Source organism: Chlamydia pneumoniae TW-183 (genome assembly GCF_000007205.1).
In the GTDB taxonomy this organism is placed as follows: domain Bacteria; phylum Chlamydiota; class Chlamydiia; order Chlamydiales; family Chlamydiaceae; genus Chlamydia; species Chlamydia pneumoniae.
This window is the reverse complement of record NC_005043.1, coordinates 144,761-166,628: the sequence shown is the minus strand read 5'-3', so window position 1 is coordinate 166,628 and position 21,868 is coordinate 144,761. Positions and strand designations below refer to the sequence as shown.

Sequence of the window (21,868 nt, the reverse complement as noted above, 5' to 3'; positions counted from 1 at the left end):
AGTTTGCAGATTATAGAAAGTTAAGGAGAACAACGATGGCAGCGAAAAATATTAAATATAATGAAGAAGCCAGAAAAAAAATACATAAAGGGGTAAAAACTCTTGCAGAAGCAGTAAAAGTTACTCTAGGTCCTAAAGGACGTCACGTAGTTATAGATAAGAGCTTTGGCTCTCCCCAAGTGACTAAAGATGGTGTTACTGTAGCTAAAGAAATCGAGCTCGAAGACAAACATGAAAACATGGGCGCTCAGATGGTAAAAGAAGTCGCCAGCAAAACTGCTGACAAAGCAGGCGACGGAACTACAACAGCAACTGTTCTTGCAGAAGCAATCTATAGCGAAGGTCTAAGAAATGTCACTGCCGGTGCCAATCCTATGGACCTAAAAAGAGGTATCGACAAAGCCGTAAAAGTTGTTGTTGATGAACTCAAAAAAATTAGTAAACCTGTACAACATCACAAAGAAATCGCTCAAGTAGCTACTATCTCAGCAAATAATGATTCCGAAATCGGAAATCTTATTGCAGAAGCTATGGAAAAAGTTGGTAAAAACGGATCCATTACTGTTGAAGAAGCTAAAGGCTTCGAAACTGTTCTCGACGTTGTAGAAGGAATGAACTTCAACCGTGGATACCTCTCCAGCTACTTCTCCACAAATCCAGAAACTCAAGAATGCGTTTTAGAAGACGCTCTGATTCTAATCTACGATAAAAAAATCTCTGGAATTAAAGACTTCCTTCCAGTTTTACAACAAGTAGCAGAATCTGGACGCCCTCTTTTAATCATTGCAGAAGAAATTGAAGGAGAAGCTTTAGCAACTCTAGTAGTCAATAGACTCCGTGCAGGATTCAGAGTCTGTGCAGTGAAAGCTCCTGGTTTCGGTGACAGAAGAAAAGCTATGTTAGAAGACATCGCTATCCTTACTGGTGGCCAACTAGTTAGCGAAGAACTTGGCATGAAACTAGAGAATACAACTCTAGCAATGTTAGGAAAAGCTAAGAAAGTTATCGTAACTAAAGAAGATACCACAATCGTCGAAGGCTTAGGAAACAAACCTGATATCCAAGCTCGATGCGACAATATTAAAAAACAAATCGAAGATAGCACTTCAGATTACGACAAAGAAAAACTCCAAGAGCGTTTAGCTAAACTCTCCGGTGGTGTCGCCGTAATCCGCGTAGGAGCTGCTACCGAAATAGAGATGAAAGAGAAAAAAGACAGAGTAGATGATGCACAACACGCAACCATTGCAGCTGTCGAAGAAGGAATCCTCCCTGGTGGTGGAACTGCCTTAGTTCGCTGTATCCCTACACTAGAAGCTTTCCTTCCTATGCTAGCAAACGAAGACGAAGCTATTGGTACTCGTATTATTCTAAAAGCATTAACAGCTCCATTAAAGCAAATTGCAAGTAACGCAGGTAAAGAAGGCGCTATCATTTGTCAGCAAGTTCTAGCAAGATCTGCAAATGAAGGCTATGATGCTTTACGTGACGCTTATACAGATATGATTGACGCAGGAATTTTAGATCCAACTAAAGTGACTCGCTCAGCTCTAGAAAGCGCAGCTTCTATCGCAGGATTACTCCTCACAACAGAAGCCTTAATCGCTGATATCCCAGAAGAGAAATCTTCTTCAGCTCCAGCGATGCCAAGCGCAGGAATGGACTACTAGTCTCTTAAGCTAGTATTAACAATTTTCCATGAGGTCTCTTTTCTAACTAAAGAAAAGAGACCTTTTTCTTTGGGAATATTCATTTCTTAATCTATCTTAATTATTAAGATATAAAACTCCTCTGCCTATATGTTTAAACTGCTAAAAAATCTATTTCTTATAGGGTGCTGCATCGTTGGATATTTCTGGATGCGCAAAGAAAGTATCGTTGAGCAATGGCTATCTAACCGCCTCCACACCCAAGTCACTGTAGGAAGAGTCTCCATAAGAACTTCTGGAATTAAAATCCGTCATATCTGCATTCATAACCCTCTAGCTTCTGAACGCTTTCCTTACGCCGCCGAAATCGAGTACGCAGATGTACGATTTTCTTCCATATCTATGCTACTAACGAAACAGTTGGAAATCTCCGAGCTCATTATCCATGGGGCAAACTTCACCATATTCCCCTACGACAGTCACGGCACAAAAACAAACTGGTCTTTAGTATGGAAAAACTTCCATCCACAAAAAGAAACCCCCTCAAACTTATGGATAGACCGTGCTCCCGTGCTCATCCGAAGATGCCTATTTCTAAACACACGGTTGTACGGACTCAGAGCTAACCATAAAGACATTCCCCATCTTTCTGTGCCATCCTTGGAATTCCATAGCCATACTAGCTCAGCTAAAGAATTACCAAAACTCTCAGAGGCTCTCCCTTCCTTGCTCTACCTAGCTCTAGAAGAAAGCCTCTACCACCTGAACCTCCCTGGAGATATTATTAAACCCCTATCCCAACAAGCTCATAAACACTTCTACTCATCGTATCCACAATTCCAAGACCGTCTTAACGATATCAATACCCCTGGAACACCTACAGAAGAAATCATAGGCTTCATCCGAGGACTCTTCTTTCATTAAAGAGAGGCTACGTCTTCCAAGGAGATTTTCCAATGCCCCTCTCTTTTGCTTTGCAGAAGAACAGGCATATTTTCCATAAACATCTCCCAGGTAAGATCCTTGGGAACCTTAGGGAGTCCTAACACCATAGGCACTTCACTTCCCAAACCTAAAACCATGGCAGGAAACTCCCCAGAGAAATAACAGACCTTATGTAATAACCTCTGATATTGCACATCATTCTCAGCAAGTAATAAAAACTTACAACACCCCTTATAGATAGACTTATCTAAACAATGCTTCTTCGGTAATCTAATTTCTGGATAGGCCTTCCGTATCCAAGTGGCGATCCTCTTCTTAAAGTCCTTTAAATCGAAATGGTCTTTTAATAGCTTCCAGAAATCATCAGGAGTGATATTAGGATCTTTCAACCATGGCAAAATTTTTGTTTCACAATCCTTCCAAGTAATCTCACCTAATAAAATCAAAAAAGCCTCTCGAGACAAACGATCCGCTTCCTTCATCGAATGATTCACTATCAAAGAGTTAAAATAAGGAAATTCTAAGAAAAAAGCTTCGGGATCTAAAAGAGAAGAAAGGGTAGACAACTGCATCGTATCTTTTATAACGTCATTGATAGCGTCCTGAGAAATGTATTCATAGGAACGCAATGCAGAAACCACAGCTGGTATAGGCAAAAAACGAAACTCCTGCGAAGAAGCACACTTAAATTCCTCAGAAGAAAAATAAAAGAAATAAAGAAAGAAAACACATGCTACCAAAGCAAGCACAGAAAAAATAATTCCTACAACAAATGCATAGGTCCCAACCGTTCCAGAAATGCATAAAATCCCAATCATAATACAAACTGAACTGATCAATACACAAAGACTTGTAATTGCTAAAGTAGACAACTTGTTCATGCGACAGGCCATGCGATCCTCAATCCGATCCGCTGTCACGGAGGTATGAGGAACAAAAGCAAACTCGATCATAGATTACCTCACTAAAAATTGTTTTAGATCCTTAATGGAAATTCCTTGCGGATTCTTTAAAAGAGCCTTCTCACATGCCGAAATAAACTCACCCCATTCCACGTTCTTACAAGCTTCTAAAAAGTCAGAATCTGCTAAATCTTTAGGGTTTTCAAATGAAGCTAAACAATGAACCACATCCCCTTTAAAACAACTTAAGAGGTGAAAACATCTTAATTCTGAAGTCGTTAAATCCCTTTGTCTCAAGTAGCGATATACAGAAAACATCGCTTGTGAAACTTGAAAACTCATTGAGGGGTCTAATGGCACTCCTGTTTTCTCTAACGAAGACATAATCTCGTGTTTTAAATCCTGAATCCCATGCTCACGCGCTTTCTTATTTATAAAAAATAAAAATTCCTCATTATTCATCAAAGGATTGACTCCCTGTTCGTTTAAGTCATCCAAAGTAAATGCACTCAAAAACACTAAAAGTGAGACTCTCTCTATCCTAGACAACTTAGGCAGCACAGGATCTATATACTTACCCTCCTTTTCTTGAGGACTCGGTAATAAAGCCTCTACATCCACGGATGAAAAGAAAGTCCAAGGAGAAAGTAATAGAACCGCAGCTTGTGAAGGATCCTCAGGGATATCTCCAGACGGCCATAAAGCCCGAACTTTAATATAGGGTGATCTTAGAAGAATTTGCTGTACACGCTTCACATCCAAAAAAGGCCCGTTCTCATGTTGATGAAGAGCATATCCTTTTTCAGAACACCACAAACGATCTACCATTGAAGAGCGTACAGAACGTATTAAGAGAAACAATACCAAGCTTATAGCGAGCATAAGCAAAGCTATAGTCAAAACAAAAACAATCAGATATTGAGGAAATATAAAGGCACAGACTCCAAGACCTATAAAAAGCATCACTGAAGTACTTAAGAGAACCTGAATCCCCTTACCGTGCTTTTTAAATACCTCCTGAGCTACTGACGTTTTTAAAATCCACGAAGGCCCATTATACACAAACGATGATGACATAGCATTCTCCATAAACAACTCCAGAAAGCATATCGATGGAAAAACATACGCACTAGTGAAGAAAAATATAAGGAAAATTGCAAGACTTAAAGAAAATCTTTCTTTTTTCAGAGACGAAAATCATTGACTTTTTACCCTTTGGTCATAGAATATGTAGGGAGTAAAAGCTGTTCCGGAGTAGCTCAGCGGTAGAGCAGTGGACTGTTAATCCATTGGTCGTTGGTTCGAACCCATCCTCCGGAGTATTTTTTCTCTTCGACTCCTTCTTTCAACGATTTTTCAATTTATTATTTGCATTTTCTTTGATAGTCTTCTATGGTCAAGTGTTCTTCAATTATACACGAAAATAAAAAACCCGCTCAACTGCTGCCAGAATCCAAATTCGCTGCTATAACGAAACTTTCTCTCGCCATACTTTCCCTATTCTTGGGGATTGCAGCATGCATACTCATAGCCCTCTCCGGACTTCTCCCAAATACTCTTTTGATAATAGCATTGTCCCTAATCAGTATAATCGTCCTAAGTACAGGAATCTCCCTGCTCATTGGAACACAGTGCTCGAAAAGTGTTCAAAAGGACGAACAAAAACCAAAATCTATTTTTCCTAAAGAAACACCTTCTTTAGACCCCTGGCTCCTAAATCCTCTCAAAAATAAAATACAATCCTCCGAAACACTACTCCTAGATCCAACATCCATAAACCTAAAAAATGAGCTCTTTTTTCCATCCTTCGAAGAATGGAAAAAAATCTTTCTTAAAGATCCAGATTTCCTAATTAAAAGTGCTCTCGCCAATTGGAAAATATTAGAACAAGATGAACAGTATATCCTTTCTCATATCCATATGGATCCGAGAATCTTTGTCACCTCCGAACCTTTACAAAAAACCTATCAAAAATTACAAGAAAAACATGTAAACAACTTAGGGATAGCCTCTCAAGTTTCATTGACCGACTTGCAGAACAAAACGCAGTATGAAAATAACCTCATCGAAACCACAACAAATGAAATCACCTACTACTTCCCTGTAGTACATAATCCTGACATTCTAAGATCTGAATGGGATCCTATCTCGAACCAACTCTATCTAATTTTCAAAAAATTCTTTATCCACTACCATAACCTATTTTCAACAGCATTAGAAAGAAATCAAATACTACTCATAGATAGCCTTAACACAGGAAGCTCAAATCCCATAGCAAGACAAATGGAACTACTCGCTTTTCTGTGTGTATTCGAGCAATTAGACTATAATGAAGATGAGTACACTATAGAACCTAGAGACTATTTCAATCGCTTTGTATATAAAAACAGCCAAACAGCTCCACAAATTCAATCGTTTGGACTACTCCACGGCTATGAAGAGATGTCTTATGCCTCCAATAACATCCGAAATGTCCTAACGCACTCCATAGTTCTTTGCAGCCCAATCCTATATCAGCTTATCACCGAGTTCGATACGACAAAAATACACGCTGATGATTTCGATTGCCTAATTTAGATCTTCAGCAGTCCGCTTTCGAAAATGCAGGCTGACGCAAACGCTGTACAAGATTCTGACAATAGCGGTCCAAAGTTGTACGCTCCCTTTGGAGGAATTCACGTGTTTTCTGGACGTTCTCCTTAACCATACGACAGTAATGAGGAAGATACTCTATATGAGGTCCTGAAAGAACCGCTAAGCCCTTACTGACAATCCTAGACACTATGCTCGCAGGCTTCCCTGGAAGATCGTCATACCGAGATTCGATATTCACCCCAGGATATCCTTCCGAGCCCTCGAAAAAACACCCCCCATTAAACATCGCATACCCCAAGCCAAAATCTGAAAATAACTGAGGTGAAACCCTTACACCAGAAGGACTCACATAAGAAAAATTCCCCCTATAAGCAGGACCTTTGGCAGTCCCCGGGAAAAACCCTAGATCTCGAGCCCCTTGCAACGGCGCTCCCTCAGGCTCATAAAAATAAATCATCTTAGAACCAAAATATGCCCCAGCACAAATCCCTAGAAAATTCCCTCCCTCAGAAACATATTGGAAAATACGGGCAGTGCCTAAACCATGAAGTACACGATGATAGGGGCGGTCCGCACCCCCTGGGAATACCAATAAGCGCGTCGTTTCTTCCCAAAAAGGATTCTTAATCAAAAAATTCCCGTCGACCCTAAGAATATCGAAAGCACCTTCTTGAGTGCTATAGTACTTGAGAAAACGTATCGTATGCCGTAAATAATAAGGAGAAACACCCTCACTACAGTAAACAAGTACCTGATTCCTTAACATTCTTCCCCTATCTTCTTATTTTCCTCTCGAACAGAAAAGCAATTCGTATTATTTAAAGTCTCAATACCAACAAAAATCCCTACCATGTTAAAATTGTAGGCAATTCTATTGCTCATACCCTTAAGAGAGCTTTATGTTCCCCAGCGCAAATCAAGAATCCAGAACCCGTAATGTACCCCTAGGCATCTTCCATGGGCTCGTTGCCTGCCTATACTGGGGAATCGTCTTTGTCATACCAAACTTCCTCGGTTCGTTTGGCGATCTTGATATTGTACTTACCCGTTATACCATTTTTGGTATTTTCTCCCTGATTGCTTGCGCTATAAAAAATCCCTCCGTAATTAAAAAAACTCCTTTATATATTTGGAGAAAAAGCCTCCTCTGGACACTGCTGATTAACCCCGTGTATTACTTCGGAATCACCCTTGGCATCCGCTATGTTGGATCCGCAATCACTGTAGTCATCGCCAGCCTGGCTCCAACCGCCGTACTCTACCACTCCAATACAAAGCAAAAAGAACTCCCCTATTCTCTACTCTTTGCTATCAGCAGTGTGATCATCACAGGAGTGATTCTGACACACCTCTCCGCACTCAACTTGCCAACAGCCGCCTCTCCTCTCTACTCTATCTTGGGAGTCATTGCAGTCATACTCTCAACAAGTCTTTGGGTAATCTATGTGATCCGCAATCAATCGCTACTCGAAAAACACCCTAACCTAACTCCAGATACCTGGAGCTACCTCATCGGAATCAGCGCTTTGATCATCTGCCTCCCTATGATTATTATTCTCGATCTCTGTGGAATTACCCACGTAACACACAATCTTATCTCGCATACACCGGGATCCGAGCGACTGCTCTTCTTGTTGCTATGTAGTGCTATGGGAATATTTTCCTCAGCAAAAGCTTTAATAGCCTGGAATAAAGCTAGTTTGAATCTCTCACCAGCATTGCTAGGGGCGATATTAATCTTTGAACCAATTTTTGGCCTTGTGCTTACCTATCTCTACTCACAAAGTCTTCCTTCTCTACAAGAAGGTATAGGAATCTTTCTAATGTTAGGAGGAAGCCTCCTCTGCCTAGTTCTCTTCGGAAGAAAAGTACAGAAAAGTTTGGAAAACTCTCAAGTATCGTCTTCTAACGAATAATCCATCAAAAACACTGCGCAAAGAACTCAACTTTTTTACTATCTCCTAGACAGCCCTGACTCTAATTCAGAAAGACGATCTTGAGCCACTTTTAATTTCTTACAAGACAAAGTTGTTTCTTGTAGCTCCCGTTCCTTTAGCCTGGTCTCATGACCTTCAGGTTGATAGACCGGATCCCGTAAAAGAACGTCACCATTAAATTGTATGGAATTCAAACTCCTTTTAAAATTTTGATACCTCTCCGTCATATTTAAAAGGCGGTTTCGCACTACAGCTTCATTATCTTCGTAATAACTATAATATAACTGCATACAAGGCACATCAACTGGTATAGACTCCTTAACAACCGCCTTTATATAAAGGTTACAAGCAATACTAAGAAGCTCACTCTTTAAAAACCCAACTCCCGCTAGATCAAAACTCCGCACTTGCTCTTTAATAAGGCTTTTCTGCTCCTGAATATGCTTTTCAAATATTGCGAACTTTTGGGCCCTCTCTTGACATTTTCCCTGTACTTGTTTTAACTGGGCACCCACCTCTCTTAGATTCGCTTCCGAAACTAGCAATTGCTCGTCTTCCGGAAAGAAGAACTTTGCCTTGGATAAAATTTCAGAACACTTATTATATTGGAGGTATGCCCTTTCTAAATTTTCCCTAATAGGAAGAATACAACGCTCTTCATAGGACAACAACTCTTCTATATCCGCAACTTTAGGAGACATATCCATCAGCTCTTCTTCTAGAACCTCGAGCCTCGCCCGAACACTGCACAATTCGCTCTTGCTTACTTCATGCTCAAAATCCATAGTTGCATCTTCAAGGTGGGCTTCCACATCGCGGAGATTTTTCTTCCACTGACGCAACAAACCTTTTAAACGCCCAGCATCATATCCAGCCCTATACCCTTTTCTCCGATTTTGTAAACGAAGCGACTCCCCAATCTCTTCCCTAAGCTCTTGCTCATTGCGATCTATTGTTTCCCAATAGAGCCTTTGCTCTTTTTGATATCGCACACGCTCTTTATCTATCTTCTCGAAACTCTCCTTTAAATCATTCGCATTTTCAGAATTTGTAAACCTAACTTGCCTTACGTTCGTCGCCTCCCTAAGATCCGAGAAGCACTGTTGAAGTGCTTCTAGTCTCACCTTTGTTTCCGTATGCTCTAGTGTATAAAACTCCTGACTTTGACGCTCAAAGGCTCTTTGAGCGTCTTGCAAATCTATTTTACCCTCTGTAGTCGGATTCTCTTCTAAAAGAACCTTAGCATAAGTGCGGGCTCTATCCTTTAATGCAATTTTCTTCGTGGATATATAATCTCGATCTACTCTGGACTTCTTATTCTGAATAGACTCATTTAGAAAATCCCAACAGTCCATGTAAGAAATAGCACACTCCTCATCCAACCAGAAGAACGTCTTTTCAAACTCCTCTAAACACCGCGCAATCTCTCCAAATTCATTCTTAGCATGAGCATACTTCTGCTGATCTTGCACCCAAGGGAAGAGAGGATTGTCGTGAATGATTCTCATCTTTTCACTTAAGCATCCTAATTCTCGATAACTTCTCTTTAAACTCTTATAAATAAATGTTTCCAGTAACTCTTGAACACTTTCTAACTTCTTCTTCATCCGAGAATGTTCGTTGTTCTTAAAAAGAATCTGAGCTTTCTTAAAAGCAGACGTTACATTTATGAAATGACTCACTACTTCCCAAGATTCTTCGGTAATTTCTAATAATCTAGGATCATTTACAGCTAAGTACGGACGCACTTCAGATAGATGGCTCAAATTTAAAAAAGATTCCATGTCCAGAAAGGTAGAAAATAGACTCTTACCTATCCATTCTAGAGATTCCTGAGCCAAAATTAGATGATGCTCCTCTTCCTCAAGAATCTCACTAATCTCGCAGAGTTCAGAAATCATATAGTTTTGAGCAGCTGCCAGACGCTCTAATTTTCGTGACACGGTCTCGACGAGTCTTTGATCTTTATGCGGCCAAGTCTTAATTGTATTTAGATCATTAGCTGCAGAACGAATGTAGCTCTCTAGCTGACTGATTTCCTTCGGGAGGCTTGCTAAAGAACGGCTAGCCTTTACTCTAAGCCGTTCACTTGCATCTTCTAAATCTAATAGATCAGGAGCCTTAGGCACCTCTCGAAGCATACTTTGGATCTTAAAAAGCAAAAGACCTGCTAAGAGAAGTAAAAGTACTCCTAAAACACTAAGTCCTAAACCAACTCCTAGAGACACTAAAAGACCACAACTAGAAATAGCTCCAGAGAAAAAAAATAATCCCATGCAATAGTATGAGAATACCAATAACTAATAATCCTATAGCAAAAGTTTGTACCTTAGACTCAGCTTCAGAAAGCGATCTTAAAGCGGGGGAGGGCTCAAACTTTAAAGCTAGTGTAATGTCTAAATTTAAAACCACAAAACAACACTGTTATCTTGAATAGGCGACAGAAAAAATTCTAGAACTCCCCTCCCCCTACGGGAAAAGCTGTAGAAAAATAGACCTAGTCCTGTTCTTTCTTTCTGTTATCCACCTTTTGTTCTTCTTTTTCTTCTTCAAAGTAGCTGTCATCGACAACGACTCTAGAAGATATCATATCTTTTTGCTCCACCTGGACAGCCTCCAAGACTTGTTTACAGTCCCTATAGCGCTCAGCCATCTTTTGAAGCCTTTCTTGCCTTTGCCTTTGTTCCTCCTGATGAATACTATAATAAAAACCAATACAAGGACATTCAATGAGCATAGAAGTCTCTGCTTTTGCTTTATCATGGAAATCACGCGTCAAAGATGCAAGCTCTTCTTTTAGCACCCCCAGTCCTCTGGCTTCAAAGTCCTCTATGCATCTTTTCACAAAGTCCTTTTGCTCCTTAATCTCATTCTGAACCCTAGCATTCTTTTCTTCATACTCGTTATATATCTCGGCTTGCTCTTGTAGCATGTTAATTAGATTCTGGAATCTCTGAGTTGCCAAATCAAAAGAGTCATTCTTTAAAAACAAAGGCTTCACTTCTGACATAATCTCTGCACAGCTGCTTATCTTCTAACTATTCTCTAAACTCATCCTAGCAGCAACCAACGGAAGCTCTTCCTTCTCTAAAAGCTCTTGTATAAAGTCAACTCTAGGTAGAGTAGCTTTTACAGCATCTTCAATAAGCTCCAGTCCCTGTTGTATATTCTTAAGCATTTCTCTATTTCCATGTTCCTGCACATCTGTAACCTCTATCAAAGCATCTTCTGCAGCAGATAACTGATTCGCCCAAACCGATAAATGGTCGTCCAAATCCCGAATATAACTATCAATCTGTGACTGCTTTTCAAAATCATCTTCCCGTGGCAGGGACCTAAACTTTGCTTCGCTTGTCTCGATCTCTTTCCAATAACGATCCTGATCTTTTAAGACTGAAGTAGCCTCTTGTTCAACCTGATCCATTAACCTGTCTAAAGGATCTTCCTCTTGAGGTGTCATATGCTCAAGAGACGTAGTGCGATCCCAATCTCCGACTTGTTCATCTGCAAAGGTTCTTTTAAACCTCAGTTTCTTCTTGCCACCATCAAGCGGGACCTCTTTCCGAGGCAGTTTGGAACAATCCCAACCAGACGCTCCAGTAAAGTCAATAACGTCTTCCTCTGATAATCCAAGAAATAGTGTTCTAAACTTCTTGAAATTCTCAAGACGACTTGCACACTCGTTCTTAATATTAAGATGCTTATCTTCGTCCTTTTCCCAATGCAAAAGAGAACTCGTATGAATAATTCTTGTCTTTTCACTCAACAAAGCGGCTCTATTGTAGCCCTTTTGAAAACTCTGATACAAGACCTCTTCTATTGTTTTGTAATTGTTCAGTAGCATCTTCCTAAGTTGTCCGAAGTCACTTTTTTCAAAATTAGATTTTATTTGTTTATACATTGTAGAGACATAGATAAACCGAACCACAGTGCCTTTAACTTTCTTTGTAATCATAGACCATCTCGGATCATTGATATCCAAATGCTGACGTATTTCGGATAGATGAGCCAAATTAATAAACTCATCTATACTAGCATCCTGAAATAAGCTTTCTCCGACTTGGGCTAAACACTGTTTCGCATGAGTCATAAAAAACTCTTCGTTATCAAGAGCATTTCTAATATCTCGCAACGTCAAGAAAATTTCTTCAATGTCTTGCTCTAAATTTGTAACCTCCTCTTGCGCCTGTCTCACAAAACCTAAATCTCGATACGACCAACGCTTCAAATTATCTAAAACATTTTCTGTGTAGAAAACATACTGACTGAGTTGATCTAACTCATTATTCACCCTGGTCCTAGCTTGCTTTATTTCTACTTGTTCTAGAGCGAGCTTCTCACTCCTGATCAGCAAGACAAGTCCTGTAATCAACAAAACAGTTCCTAAAGCAGTCATACCACAGCCCAATCCTAAGGCAACTGCTGAACTCAATCCAGGAATAGCGACAGCTAGAAAAATAATCCCAGAAGCAATCAAAAGAATGCCAAGCACAAGGAGCGTAATTGCAACTGTACGTTGTTTACTTCTGATTTAAGGTTGAGTCACTTGGATGAGTGATGAGGTTTTTACTGCACTAGTCATTGTTCAATACCAAAATCTATAATCAAAAATTTTCAAGGCAAGAATATGGCAATAAACCTTTTAATTAAAGTGCCTTAGGAATTTCTTCTCTATATAGTCGGAAAGCCGGAATCAAAATCTTCTTAGGTATTTGTCCAACACGGATAGAGGCAATCCCTATCCCAGTTTGTATAAAATCGTACTCAAGCTCTCCTCATGGAGCTGAATGCAATAGCAAAAGAAAAAAGAATTAAAAAAGAAACTCGTGTTCTGATAAAACATGAACCTATTGCACAAGGGAACATCGATCTTTCCTAATCAATCTATTGTTATAAAAATTGTTGTAATAACAAAGGTTCTTCGGTAGGATAGATTTTGCGTCCTAGGGCAAAAAACAATATACGAGGAAATAATTACTATATAAAATAATTCTTTGATAAGTTTATCCCAAAATTAAAAGCCTTGGGATGTCTCGTTTTTATCTCAAAAAGTTTATAATCCATACTTTTTAGAAGCTTTTTATAAAGATTCCTTAAGCTACTTCATCTTCCAGGAAAACAAGATTTTAGAATTCTATGGAGAAAATCTGCGGATACTTAGAGCAAATACTTGTTGAAAACAAAGACTCTGGGGACATTACTGCTTATATCAAAATACCCAATAAAACGACTCCTATCCTAATTAAAGGCAAACTTCCCCAACCTTTGGAACTAGGATCCCCAATCCAAATCTATGGTGTCTGGAGCCATTCCCCTTCAAATACTAAGTATTTCCAAATCCATAGTTACGACTCTCCTCTTCTTTATGAATATCGTGGCGTATTCCATTACCTCACCTCAAAACTCATCAAAGGAATCGGCCCTAAAATCGCAGAAAAGATCATCGAGAAATTTCAAGAGAAAACATGTTATGTCCTCGATATCACTCCAGAACGCTTAAGTGAGGTTTCTGGAATTAGCGAAACACGATGTGTCTCTATTTGCAAACAACTCTGCGAGCAAAAAATCTTAAGGAAAACTCTTCTCTTTCTCCAAGAATACAATATCCCGATTCATTATGGAGTGAGAATTTTTAAAAAATACCAAGAGAAATCCATAGAAAAAATTTGCGAAGATCCCTTCCTTCTAGCCAGAGAAATGGAGGGCATCGGATTCAAAACTGCTGATTTCATAGCTATGAAACTAGGCGTCCCCAGAAATTCTGAAAGTCGCCTATGTGCTGGTATCCAGCACTCCTTAGAAGAACTTCAAGAAGAAGGTCATACTTGCTATCCGATAGAGCTCCTGATAGATGTCGTCGCCAAACTATTAAATCAAGATGTCTTTGATACTCCTATTACTCTCGAAGAAATCGATACGCAAATCCTCAATATGCAAAAGCGTAAGCTTTTACATATTCAAGACATTTCTGGGACACTCCATGTCTGGACACGTTATCTCCATCTCGCAGAGAAAACTATTGTTTCTGATCTCAAGCGCATTTTATTTTCTTCGAGGAGAATCCGTTCTATAGACGGAGAAAAAGCAATTGCTTGGGTAGAGGAAAACCTAAGTATAGATCTCGCAGAACAACAACGAGAAGCAATTAAAGCCTGTTTTTCTGAAAAACTTCTCATCATTACTGGGGGCCCTGGAACTGGAAAAAGTACCATTACCCAAGCAATACTGAAAATTTTTGAACAGGTGACTCATAAAATCATCCTCGCAGCTCCTACAGGAAAAGCCGCTAAACGGATGACCGAAATTACACAAAAACACTCCGTCACCATTCATGCTCTGCTACAGTATGATTTTAAAACGAAATCTTTCCGCAAGAACCATGACAATCCTATAGACTGTGATCTGATCATTGTTGACGAATCCGGAATGATGGACACGCACTTGCTGCACCACTTCCTGAAAGCACTTCCTGACTACACAACTCTTGTCTTTATTGGAGACATTCACCAGCTACCCAGCGTGGGCCCAGGAAATATCCTTAAAGACTTGATTACTTCGAATAAAATGACAGTCATCAGATTAAATAAGATCTTCCGCCAAGTTCATGATTCGGGAATCGTTACGAATGCCCATAGGGTAAATGAAGGGGAACTCCCCATATTATATTCAGAAACAGGGCGTCGTGATTTCTTATTTTTCCAAAAGGATGATCAAGAAGAGGCTCTCAATCATATCATTCATCTTGTGACAAAATTCGTCCCACAAAAATACCATATCTATCCTCAAGATATCCAAGTACTAGCTCCCATGAAAAAAGGAACCCTAGGAATCTATAATCTAAATAAAGCACTCAAACATGCATTAAACCCTAAAAAAGCAAATCTTCACGGTAGATTTCAATCCTATGCCGTTGGCGATAAGGTAATGCAAATCCGCAACAACTATAATAAAGAAGTCTTTAACGGCGATATAGGCTATGTCTCTACAATCAACTTCGAAGATAAAGCTGTTGTTGTCCGTATGGAAGGAAAGCATGTCGGCTATTCTTTCTCAGAGCTTGACGATCTAGTCTTAGCCTATGCTACCTCAGTACATAAGTACCAGGGAAGTGAAAGCCCCTGCATTATCATTCCTATTCATACCTCGCACTTTATGATGCTCTATAGAAATCTTCTCTATACTGCTATTACGCGGGGGAAAAAATTGGTGATTCTAGTTGGGACAAAAAAAGCCATTGCTATTGCAACAAGAAATAATCGAGTGCAACACCGATGTACAGGACTAGCAGAAGTTCTTAAAGAGCTCGATACTAAGAAAAATTATGCAGATCTGTAATTACACCTACAGATCAGGATTCTAAAAAGAAAAGACCTCGAGCTCTACTCTACAGTAGTAAATAATAACCTGGGGGACTTCAAATGAAATTCTTCGTTTATAACATCAAGAATTTCTTCTTTCCATAGATCCCTAGCATACATCGTATCCAAATTGCAATTTTCTAAAGATTTTGGTGAGATCATCTCCCAAATAGCTACAGCGCTTTCGGGAATAATAGGATAAGAAATTAAAGCTAACAACTTCTGACAATAACATGCGCAGAATAAAATGGCCTCAACACGCTCACGAGTCCCTTCTTTCAATAGCTTCCAAGGTGCTTGTTGGTTAAAATAGACATTCCCTAAAGCTGCCAGTGACATAATCACACTCGTAGCCTTACGTAAACTATACTCTCTGTAGCACTTCTCAGCATCTCGAACAAGTTGACGCGCTTCTTCAAGAAATGCCCTGTCACTATCTTCTAAAACCACAGAATGATAAGAAAGCTTGTCATAGTGATTCTTTTCTGCAAAAGCAAGAACTCGGTTTATAAAATTCCCAAACTTTCCTACCAACTCAGAATTACAACGAGTCTTAAAATCAAGGAAAGTAAACTCACTATCCGAAGTTTCAGGAGCTGTAGCCGCCAATACATAGCGCAATTTGTCTAAGGAATAGGAACTCAAAAACTTGTCCATATCCACATAATTGCCCTCGGATTTACTGAATTGCCGTCCTTCTAAAAGATAAAACTCTGAAACTACGAGGGCATCAACTTTTTTATAGTCAAGTTTCTGACCCAATTCCATAGCTGGGAAAACTACAGAATGGAAAGGAAGATTATCTTTACCTATAAACTGGACATACTCTACACCGTCTTCAAGCCAGAAACGCTTCCATTCGTCAGGGTTTCCTTGAGAAGCTGCCCATTCCATAGTTCCACTGATATATCCTATAGGAGCGTCAAACCATACATAAAACACCTTTCCAGGAAAGTCTGGAACAGGAATCCCCCAAGATAAATCTCGAGTAATGGCTCGAGACCTGACATGTTCTATGTAATCAACAACAAATTTACGGACATGATCAGGTAAATAGCATCCCTGAATAAAAGAAAGTAGAGCGTCTTTCATACGGTCCAAAAGAAAATATGAGTGCTCAGTCTCTTTTTTTACTAACTCAACCCCAGAAATCTTAGACTTAGGGTCGATTAAATCTATAGCCTCATAATCCGCACCACAGCTCTGACACTCGTCTCCTCGAGCATGATCAAAACCGCACCGAGGACACGTCCCTTCTACATAACGATCCGCAAGAAAACGTTGTTCTTGTTCTGAATACAGTTGTTCAGATATGCGATTTTCAATCAATCCAGACGCTTTAAGTTGGGAATAAAAATCTTGGACAAGCTCAGCATGAAAAGGGTTCGTCGTCCTAGAAAAGAAATCCAAAGCAAACCCTAACTTCTCAAAAGTATCTTTATGTAACTTATGGTACATATCCACGTACTCTTGATACCCCAACCCCTCACGATCCGCATTTAAGGTGATCGCTATGCCAAATTCATCGGAACCACAAATATAAAGGACATCGTCTCCTAACAATCTACGGAATCTTGCATACACATCTGCAGGAAGATAGACTCCTGCAATATGTCCAAAATGTAGCGGACCATTAGCATAGGGTAAAGCTGAAGTAATCAGGACTTTTTGTGGCATTACTTTACATCACTCCAAGTATATGCTGAGGGATCTTTTTTTCTAGAATTTGTATGTTCTGATCTCTTTCTTTCCACAGTAGGGCTAGCAGTTACTACAATCTCTTCAGTAAACTCAGGCTGTATCCCTTCTCTATCTAACAAGACGAGTGTTTCGATCGCAACATTAGAGGAGCGAACATCGCCTTTGGCAATTTTGATCTTTGCTTGTTTAATCGCGTAGTTCACTAGGCTAAAAGGACTATCGAAAAGCTTATTTAACTTTTCATTAGTGAAACGATCTTTTTTAATCATAATATGTTCCTATGTTCTTCAGCTATAAAAATGCTTTTTAAAACCCTGTACGCTTGATTTAAGTCGTCGTTAATAATGACATAATCAAACTGATTTGCAGCTGCTAGCTCAATAAGACTGTGCTCCAGCCGTTCTTTTCTTTGAGAGCCCTCTTCAGATCCCCGTGAAGCTAACCTTCTTTCTAACTCCTCCTGTGAAGGTGGAGCAATAAAAATAGATACACTAGGCATCCGAGAGCGAATAAACAAGGCTCCTTGGATATCAATAACAGCAACAGCGTGCTTCCCTAGGCTCCAAATTCTTTCAATCTCTAACATACTTGTTCCGTAACACTCTCCGAATAAGAACACCCATTCTAAGAGAGCCTGACGATCCAAAAGTCTTTGAAATTCTTCGTGGGAAACAAAATGATAATCTTTACCTGGGACTTCACCCTCTCGAGGTTTCCTTGTTGTTACCGATATAGTCTCAGCAAAAGCAGAAGAAAACTCTTGCTCTAACATACGGACAAGTGTTGTCTTTCCAACTCCAGCAGGAGCACTAATTGTAAAAAGCTTAGGACAGCACTTCTGGTGATCTGGAGAAAAAGGAGAGTCAACTAGGATCTTATTCATACAATAGCACACATTTGCTTTATTGGAGAAAAGCTCTTCCTATGGCAGGGACTGGGACCATAACGTCGTATTGCTTCTACATGCAAGGAAGTTCCGTATCCCTTATGTCTATCAAATCCATATTCAGGATAGAGCCTGTGTAGTTGTAACATCAAATCATCACGATGTTCTTTTGCTAAAATAGAAGCCGCCGCTATGGATGCAGATTTAGCATCTCCTTGAATGATTTTCTTACAAGGAATGTCATGGGGTAAATAAAGACCATCCACAAGAAGAATATCTGGAGATATCGGTAAAGAAGATATTGCTTGAAGCATAGCCTCTTTAGTGGCTTCTAAAATGTTAACTTGATCTATCCTCTCTACAGAAATTACGCCTATACCAAAACAGACCTCAGGATCTTGCATCAAAGCATCCCGAACTTGGGCTCGTTGTTTAGGAGATAGCTTCTTACTATCATTTACTCCAGGAAATACCTTTCCCTTAGGTAAAATACAGGCACTAGCAACTACGGGACCTGCCAGTGGCCCTCTTCCAGCTTCATCTATTCCAGCGACGACACTAAAATCTTCTGAGACGAGCTCTTTCTCAAAAGCAATCATAGAAAGAAAACGCTGAATTTCAGAAATAGAAGTATTCATAAGCTACTATAGATTATAAAAATCAAAATAAGACAATATGAAGTCTTGCTACAGACTATTTCTTTGAAGATCTAGGTCCTACAAACTCTTTAACTTTAGCAGCCTTACCAGTTTTTCCTCTCAGATAATACAGACGAGCTCGAGCAACTTTACCGCGCTTAACAATTTCAATACTTACAATCCTAGGACTATTAAGCAAGAAACTCTTTTCCATGCCTTCACCATAAGCAACACGATGCAAGGATACAGTCTCTCCAGAGCCGCCGCCTCGACGAGCCATCACAGTACCTTGAAATACCTGAACTCGTTCTTTACCACCTTCTGAAATCTTTGTAGCTAACCGAATTGTATCGCCAACATGAAACTCGGGAAGATCATTCCTACACTGTTCTTGTTCTAATTCTTTGAGTAAATTCACCATAATATACCACCTAAAATTCTCTTTCTTCTATTTCATCCTATGCCACGAGAATATCCATGCATGCCCATCTAAATCTTGTGCTAGGGCCCATACAGCATGCTCATCAGCTTGCTTTTCTAACAACTTTCCACCAAATAACTCCCATCTTCTAAGAAGATAACAAAAGTCCTCTTCGCATGCACAATCTAAGGAAAGGGAGAGAGTCACTATGTTTTTTTTCTCAGCTTGAACTTCTCGTAACCAGAATATGGTTTTGCCTTCATGAGGAAGACAAAATTTATTCTCGCAGCTCATGGCATCCAGACCGAATACCTTACAGTAAAAATTTTTTGCGCGCTTTAACTTATTTACCTCTAGTACTACAGAAATCTTGTCACACTTGAAATGATCCCTATTTGTTGTAGTCTCCTCATCAAATTTGTGATCAATCGAGCGTTTATAGAGATAGTTCAGATACAAATCAGGACGTCTCTCATAAGTTCTACGCTCACTTTGCTCCAATCTCCACTGAGAAATGGCTTTGTGATCCCCTTGCAACAATACTTCTGGAACTTCTTTCCCTTCAAACTCTCTAGGGCGTGTATACTGAGGTCCTTCTAGCAAACCATTTTCTAAAGAATCTCTCTCAGCACTCTCTTGATTCCCCAATACACCGGGAATAAAACGAGAAACTGCATCGATAAGGACCAGAGCAGCAATTCCACCATTAGTCAGGACATAGTCCCCTATACTAATCTCTTCATCCACTTCGCTCTCTATAGCACGCTCATCAATACCTTCGTAGTGACCGCAAAGTAATATCAAATGCGAAGCAGCAGCCAATTCTCGACTCTTTTCAGCTGTCAACAAAGCTCCTTGAGGAGAGAGGTAAATTACCTTAGAATTCTCCTTTCTTACACTCCTAATAGCTGAAGTGACAGGCTCTGCCATTAAAAGCATCCCACCACCACTAAACGGAGTATCATCAACTTGTTTCCACTTTCCGAGTCCAAAGTCACGAAGATTTGTAAGCTGGACATCTAAGAGTCTCTGCTTTATGGCCCTACCAAGAATACTCGTTTGCAATGGACCATCAAAATAACCTGGGAATAAAGAAAGTATATCGATCTTCATCCCAGTTCACTACCTACTTAGTTGCATCTTTTGCAGCCTCTTCTCTTTGTGTAGACCGACGCTGTCTATAAGCACGTCGCTTCTTACGAACAACTAACTTACGAGCTTCTTGTTTAGACAATAGCGCACTATACACTCCTGGAGCTCCCTGCTTTACTAAAGCTTCAGCTTTCGAAGAAAGTTGGGCTCCCCTCTCTAACCAATAAAAAATTCGTTCACTTTTCAGCTGATAATTTATAGAGCTATGTGGATCGTACCAACCTAATAATTCTATGTATTTACCATCACGAGGAGACTCGACATCTGCGAGCACTAATCTATAAACAACATGATTTCTACGCCCTTGCTGTCTTAAACGAATTTTTAACGCCACTGATTTCCTCCTGACATTTTTTTCCTAACTTGTTCCATCTTGCCTTTAGACATTCCTTTAAAAAATTTTTTCGATTGCGACATCTGTTTTCGAAACTGGTTCACGTCGCCTAAAGTTAAACCACAACCAGAAGCAATCCTCTTCATACGGCTCATATCCAATTCCACCAACTCCTTTCTCTCTTCAGGAGTCATGGACAGGATAATCGCCTCCGTTCTTTTCATCTGTTGTTCAGAATCCTCGATTTCCTTTTGGCTAGGTTTCGCATTATTAAAACCAGGCATCATTCCCAAAAGTTTTCTTAGAGGTCCCATGCGACGAAATGCTTTCATCTGTTTATAATAGTCTTCATAAGTAAAAGCCGCAGTAACTAGTTTTTTACCTAGCTCAGCGTCTTCTTCCTCAGAAATATACTCGCGCATTTCTTTAACAAAATTTATGGTATCCCCCATTCCAAGAATGCGTTCCGCCATAGATTGAGGATCGAATGAACGAAGATCTTGAATGCGTTCTCCGCATCCTTCAAATTTAATGGGCTTACCAAGGACGTGCTTAATTGAGAAAACAGCGCCTGCTCGAGCATCTCCATCAGTCATGGAAAGAATCACGCCTGTAAGATCTAAAGACTGATCAAAAGCTTGCACTGTTGCTAAAACATCTTGCCCCATAGCTACATTCATCACAAAAAGACGCTCATTAGCTTGAGAAACTTTTTGTATCGCCGTCAGCTCTTCCATAAGCTCGTTATCTATATTGAGACGCCCTGCAGTATCCAGAATCACAAAATCATGACCATTTTCTTTAGCATATGCAAGCGCTTTAACAACAACATCAATAGGCTTGTTCTCTTGACTTTGGTAAAATTCAGCTTTCGTTTGAGCAACCAAAATTTTTAATTGATCTACAGCAGCGAATCTTTTGAGATCACAAGGAACCACAAGGACTTTTTTTGCTTTCTTATTCTTAATTACATAATCAGCAAGCTTAGCAGCTGTTGTTGTTTTTCCTGCCCCCTGGAGTCCGCAAAGAAGGATGATCGAAGGCGTCTTCTGAATAGTAAACTCTTCTCTTCCATCGCTTAAAAATGCTACTAATTCCTCATGCAAACAACGTATAAACTGTTGCCCTGGGGAAACATGCTTCCAGATCTCTTCTCCAAGGATTTTTTCTTTAACTTTAGAAATAAAATCCTTAACTACATGATAATTTACATCGGCATCCAAGAGAGCCAGACGAACTTCTCTAATAGATTCGGAAATATTTTCTTCATTAATTCTACGAGAAGAAACCAAAAAAGAAAAAATAGAAGATAGCTTTTGCGATAAAGAATTAATCATTTATCCAGAAAAA

General features: G+C 39.7%; 19 protein-coding genes and 1 tRNA gene. 6 read left to right on the top strand and 14 right to left on the bottom strand.

Annotation, left to right across the window (positions count from 1 at the left end; all coding sequences use genetic code 11):
- The first annotated feature begins 35 nt into the window (after positions 1 to 35).
- On the top strand, positions 36 to 1,670 hold the full coding sequence (gene groL, locus CPB_RS00675) for a chaperonin GroEL (RefSeq protein ID WP_010882784.1): 1,635 nt from the start codon (positions 36 to 38) through the stop codon (positions 1,668 to 1,670).
- A 129-nt stretch (positions 1,671 to 1,799) separates the two neighbouring features.
- On the top strand, positions 1,800 to 2,573 hold the full coding sequence (locus tag CPB_RS00670) for a hypothetical protein (RefSeq protein WP_010882783.1): 774 nt from the start codon (positions 1,800 to 1,802) through the stop codon (positions 2,571 to 2,573).
- Here the strand turns inward: CPB_RS00670 and CPB_RS00665 are convergent.
- Positions 2,570 to 3,547, bottom strand: coding sequence for a hypothetical protein (locus CPB_RS00665; RefSeq protein WP_010892128.1), 978 nt, complete (start codon positions 3,545 to 3,547; stop codon positions 2,570 to 2,572). The genes CPB_RS00670 and CPB_RS00665 overlap by 4 nt on opposite strands.
- A gap of 3 nt (positions 3,548 to 3,550) precedes the next feature.
- Positions 3,551 to 4,573, bottom strand: a complete 1,023-nt coding sequence (locus CPB_RS00660) for a hypothetical protein (RefSeq protein ID WP_011126074.1) — start codon at positions 4,571 to 4,573, stop codon at positions 3,551 to 3,553.
- Between the two features lie 171 nt (positions 4,574 to 4,744).
- Here CPB_RS00660 and CPB_RS00655 point away from each other — a divergent pair.
- Positions 4,745 to 4,816: transfer RNA gene (locus CPB_RS00655), tRNA-Asn, on the top strand.
- Positions 4,817 to 4,888: 72 nt separating this feature from the next.
- The gene (locus tag CPB_RS00650) at positions 4,889 to 6,073 is read left to right on the top strand and encodes a hypothetical protein (RefSeq protein WP_010892130.1); all 1,185 of its coding nucleotides are present in this window, start codon (positions 4,889 to 4,891) and stop codon (positions 6,071 to 6,073) included.
- Between the two features lie 4 nt (positions 6,074 to 6,077).
- On the opposite strand, the gene CPB_RS00645 is transcribed toward CPB_RS00650, so the two are convergent.
- Complete coding sequence (locus CPB_RS00645) at positions 6,078 to 6,857, bottom strand: BPL-N domain-containing protein (RefSeq protein ID WP_010882778.1); 780 nt, start codon at positions 6,855 to 6,857, stop codon at positions 6,078 to 6,080.
- Positions 6,858 to 6,990: 133 nt separating this feature from the next.
- Between CPB_RS00645 and CPB_RS00640 the strand changes: the two genes are divergently transcribed.
- A complete protein-coding gene (locus CPB_RS00640) occupies positions 6,991 to 8,007 on the top strand; it encodes a DMT family transporter (protein WP_010882777.1) in 1,017 nt (338 codons plus the stop codon).
- Positions 8,008 to 8,045: 38 nt separating this feature from the next.
- Here CPB_RS00640 and CPB_RS00635 read toward each other — a convergent pair whose 3' ends face one another.
- From CPB_RS00635 to CPB_RS00625, 3 genes are all read right to left on the bottom strand, one after another.
- Positions 8,046 to 10,304, bottom strand: coding sequence for a DUF1978 domain-containing protein (locus tag CPB_RS00635; RefSeq protein ID WP_233417555.1), 2,259 nt, complete (start codon positions 10,302 to 10,304; stop codon positions 8,046 to 8,048).
- A gap of 221 nt (positions 10,305 to 10,525) precedes the next feature.
- Complete coding sequence (locus CPB_RS00630) at positions 10,526 to 11,038, bottom strand: hypothetical protein (protein WP_010882775.1); 513 nt, start codon at positions 11,036 to 11,038, stop codon at positions 10,526 to 10,528.
- A gap of 24 nt (positions 11,039 to 11,062) precedes the next feature.
- Complete coding sequence (locus CPB_RS00625; protein WP_010882774.1) at positions 11,063 to 12,520, bottom strand: DUF1978 domain-containing protein; 1,458 nt, start codon at positions 12,518 to 12,520, stop codon at positions 11,063 to 11,065.
- 644 nt (positions 12,521 to 13,164) lie between these two features.
- Between CPB_RS00625 and CPB_RS00620 the strand changes: the two genes are divergently transcribed.
- Entirely contained in the window at positions 13,165 to 15,363 is a 2,199-nt protein-coding gene (locus CPB_RS00620) for an SF1B family DNA helicase RecD2 (protein WP_010882773.1), read from the top strand.
- Positions 15,364 to 15,407: 44 nt separating this feature from the next.
- Here CPB_RS00620 and metG read toward each other — a convergent pair whose 3' ends face one another.
- From metG to ffh, 8 genes are read right to left on the bottom strand one after another with little or no spacing between them, the layout of a single operon-like run.
- Positions 15,408 to 17,063 (bottom strand): methionine--tRNA ligase, encoded by a 1,656-nt coding sequence (gene metG / locus CPB_RS00615; protein WP_011126070.1) that lies wholly within the window; start codon positions 17,061 to 17,063, stop codon positions 15,408 to 15,410.
- A complete protein-coding gene (locus CPB_RS00610; protein ID WP_010882771.1) occupies positions 17,063 to 17,356 on the bottom strand; it encodes a hypothetical protein in 294 nt (97 codons plus the stop codon). Before CPB_RS00610 ends, metG begins: the two co-directional genes overlap by 1 nt.
- Positions 17,353 to 17,970, bottom strand: a complete 618-nt coding sequence (gene gmk, locus CPB_RS00605; protein WP_010882770.1) for a guanylate kinase — start codon at positions 17,968 to 17,970, stop codon at positions 17,353 to 17,355. Before gmk ends, CPB_RS00610 begins: the two co-directional genes overlap by 4 nt.
- On the bottom strand, positions 17,967 to 18,611 hold the full coding sequence (locus CPB_RS00600) for a ribonuclease HII (protein WP_010882769.1): 645 nt from the start codon (positions 18,609 to 18,611) through the stop codon (positions 17,967 to 17,969). Before CPB_RS00600 ends, gmk begins: the two co-directional genes overlap by 4 nt.
- A 55-nt stretch (positions 18,612 to 18,666) precedes the next feature.
- Positions 18,667 to 19,032 (bottom strand): 50S ribosomal protein L19, encoded by a 366-nt coding sequence (gene rplS, locus CPB_RS00595; protein WP_010882768.1) that lies wholly within the window; start codon positions 19,030 to 19,032, stop codon positions 18,667 to 18,669.
- A gap of 27 nt (positions 19,033 to 19,059) precedes the next feature.
- Complete coding sequence (gene trmD / locus CPB_RS00590) at positions 19,060 to 20,145, bottom strand: tRNA (guanosine(37)-N1)-methyltransferase TrmD (RefSeq protein ID WP_010882767.1); 1,086 nt, start codon at positions 20,143 to 20,145, stop codon at positions 19,060 to 19,062.
- A 13-nt stretch (positions 20,146 to 20,158) separates the two neighbouring features.
- Entirely contained in the window at positions 20,159 to 20,518 is a 360-nt protein-coding gene (locus CPB_RS00585) for a 30S ribosomal protein S16 (RefSeq protein WP_010882766.1), read from the bottom strand.
- Positions 20,509 to 21,855, bottom strand: a complete 1,347-nt coding sequence (gene ffh / locus CPB_RS00580; RefSeq protein ID WP_010892135.1) for a signal recognition particle protein — start codon at positions 21,853 to 21,855, stop codon at positions 20,509 to 20,511. Before ffh ends, CPB_RS00585 begins: the two co-directional genes overlap by 10 nt.
- Positions 21,856 to 21,868 lie beyond the last annotated feature (13 nt).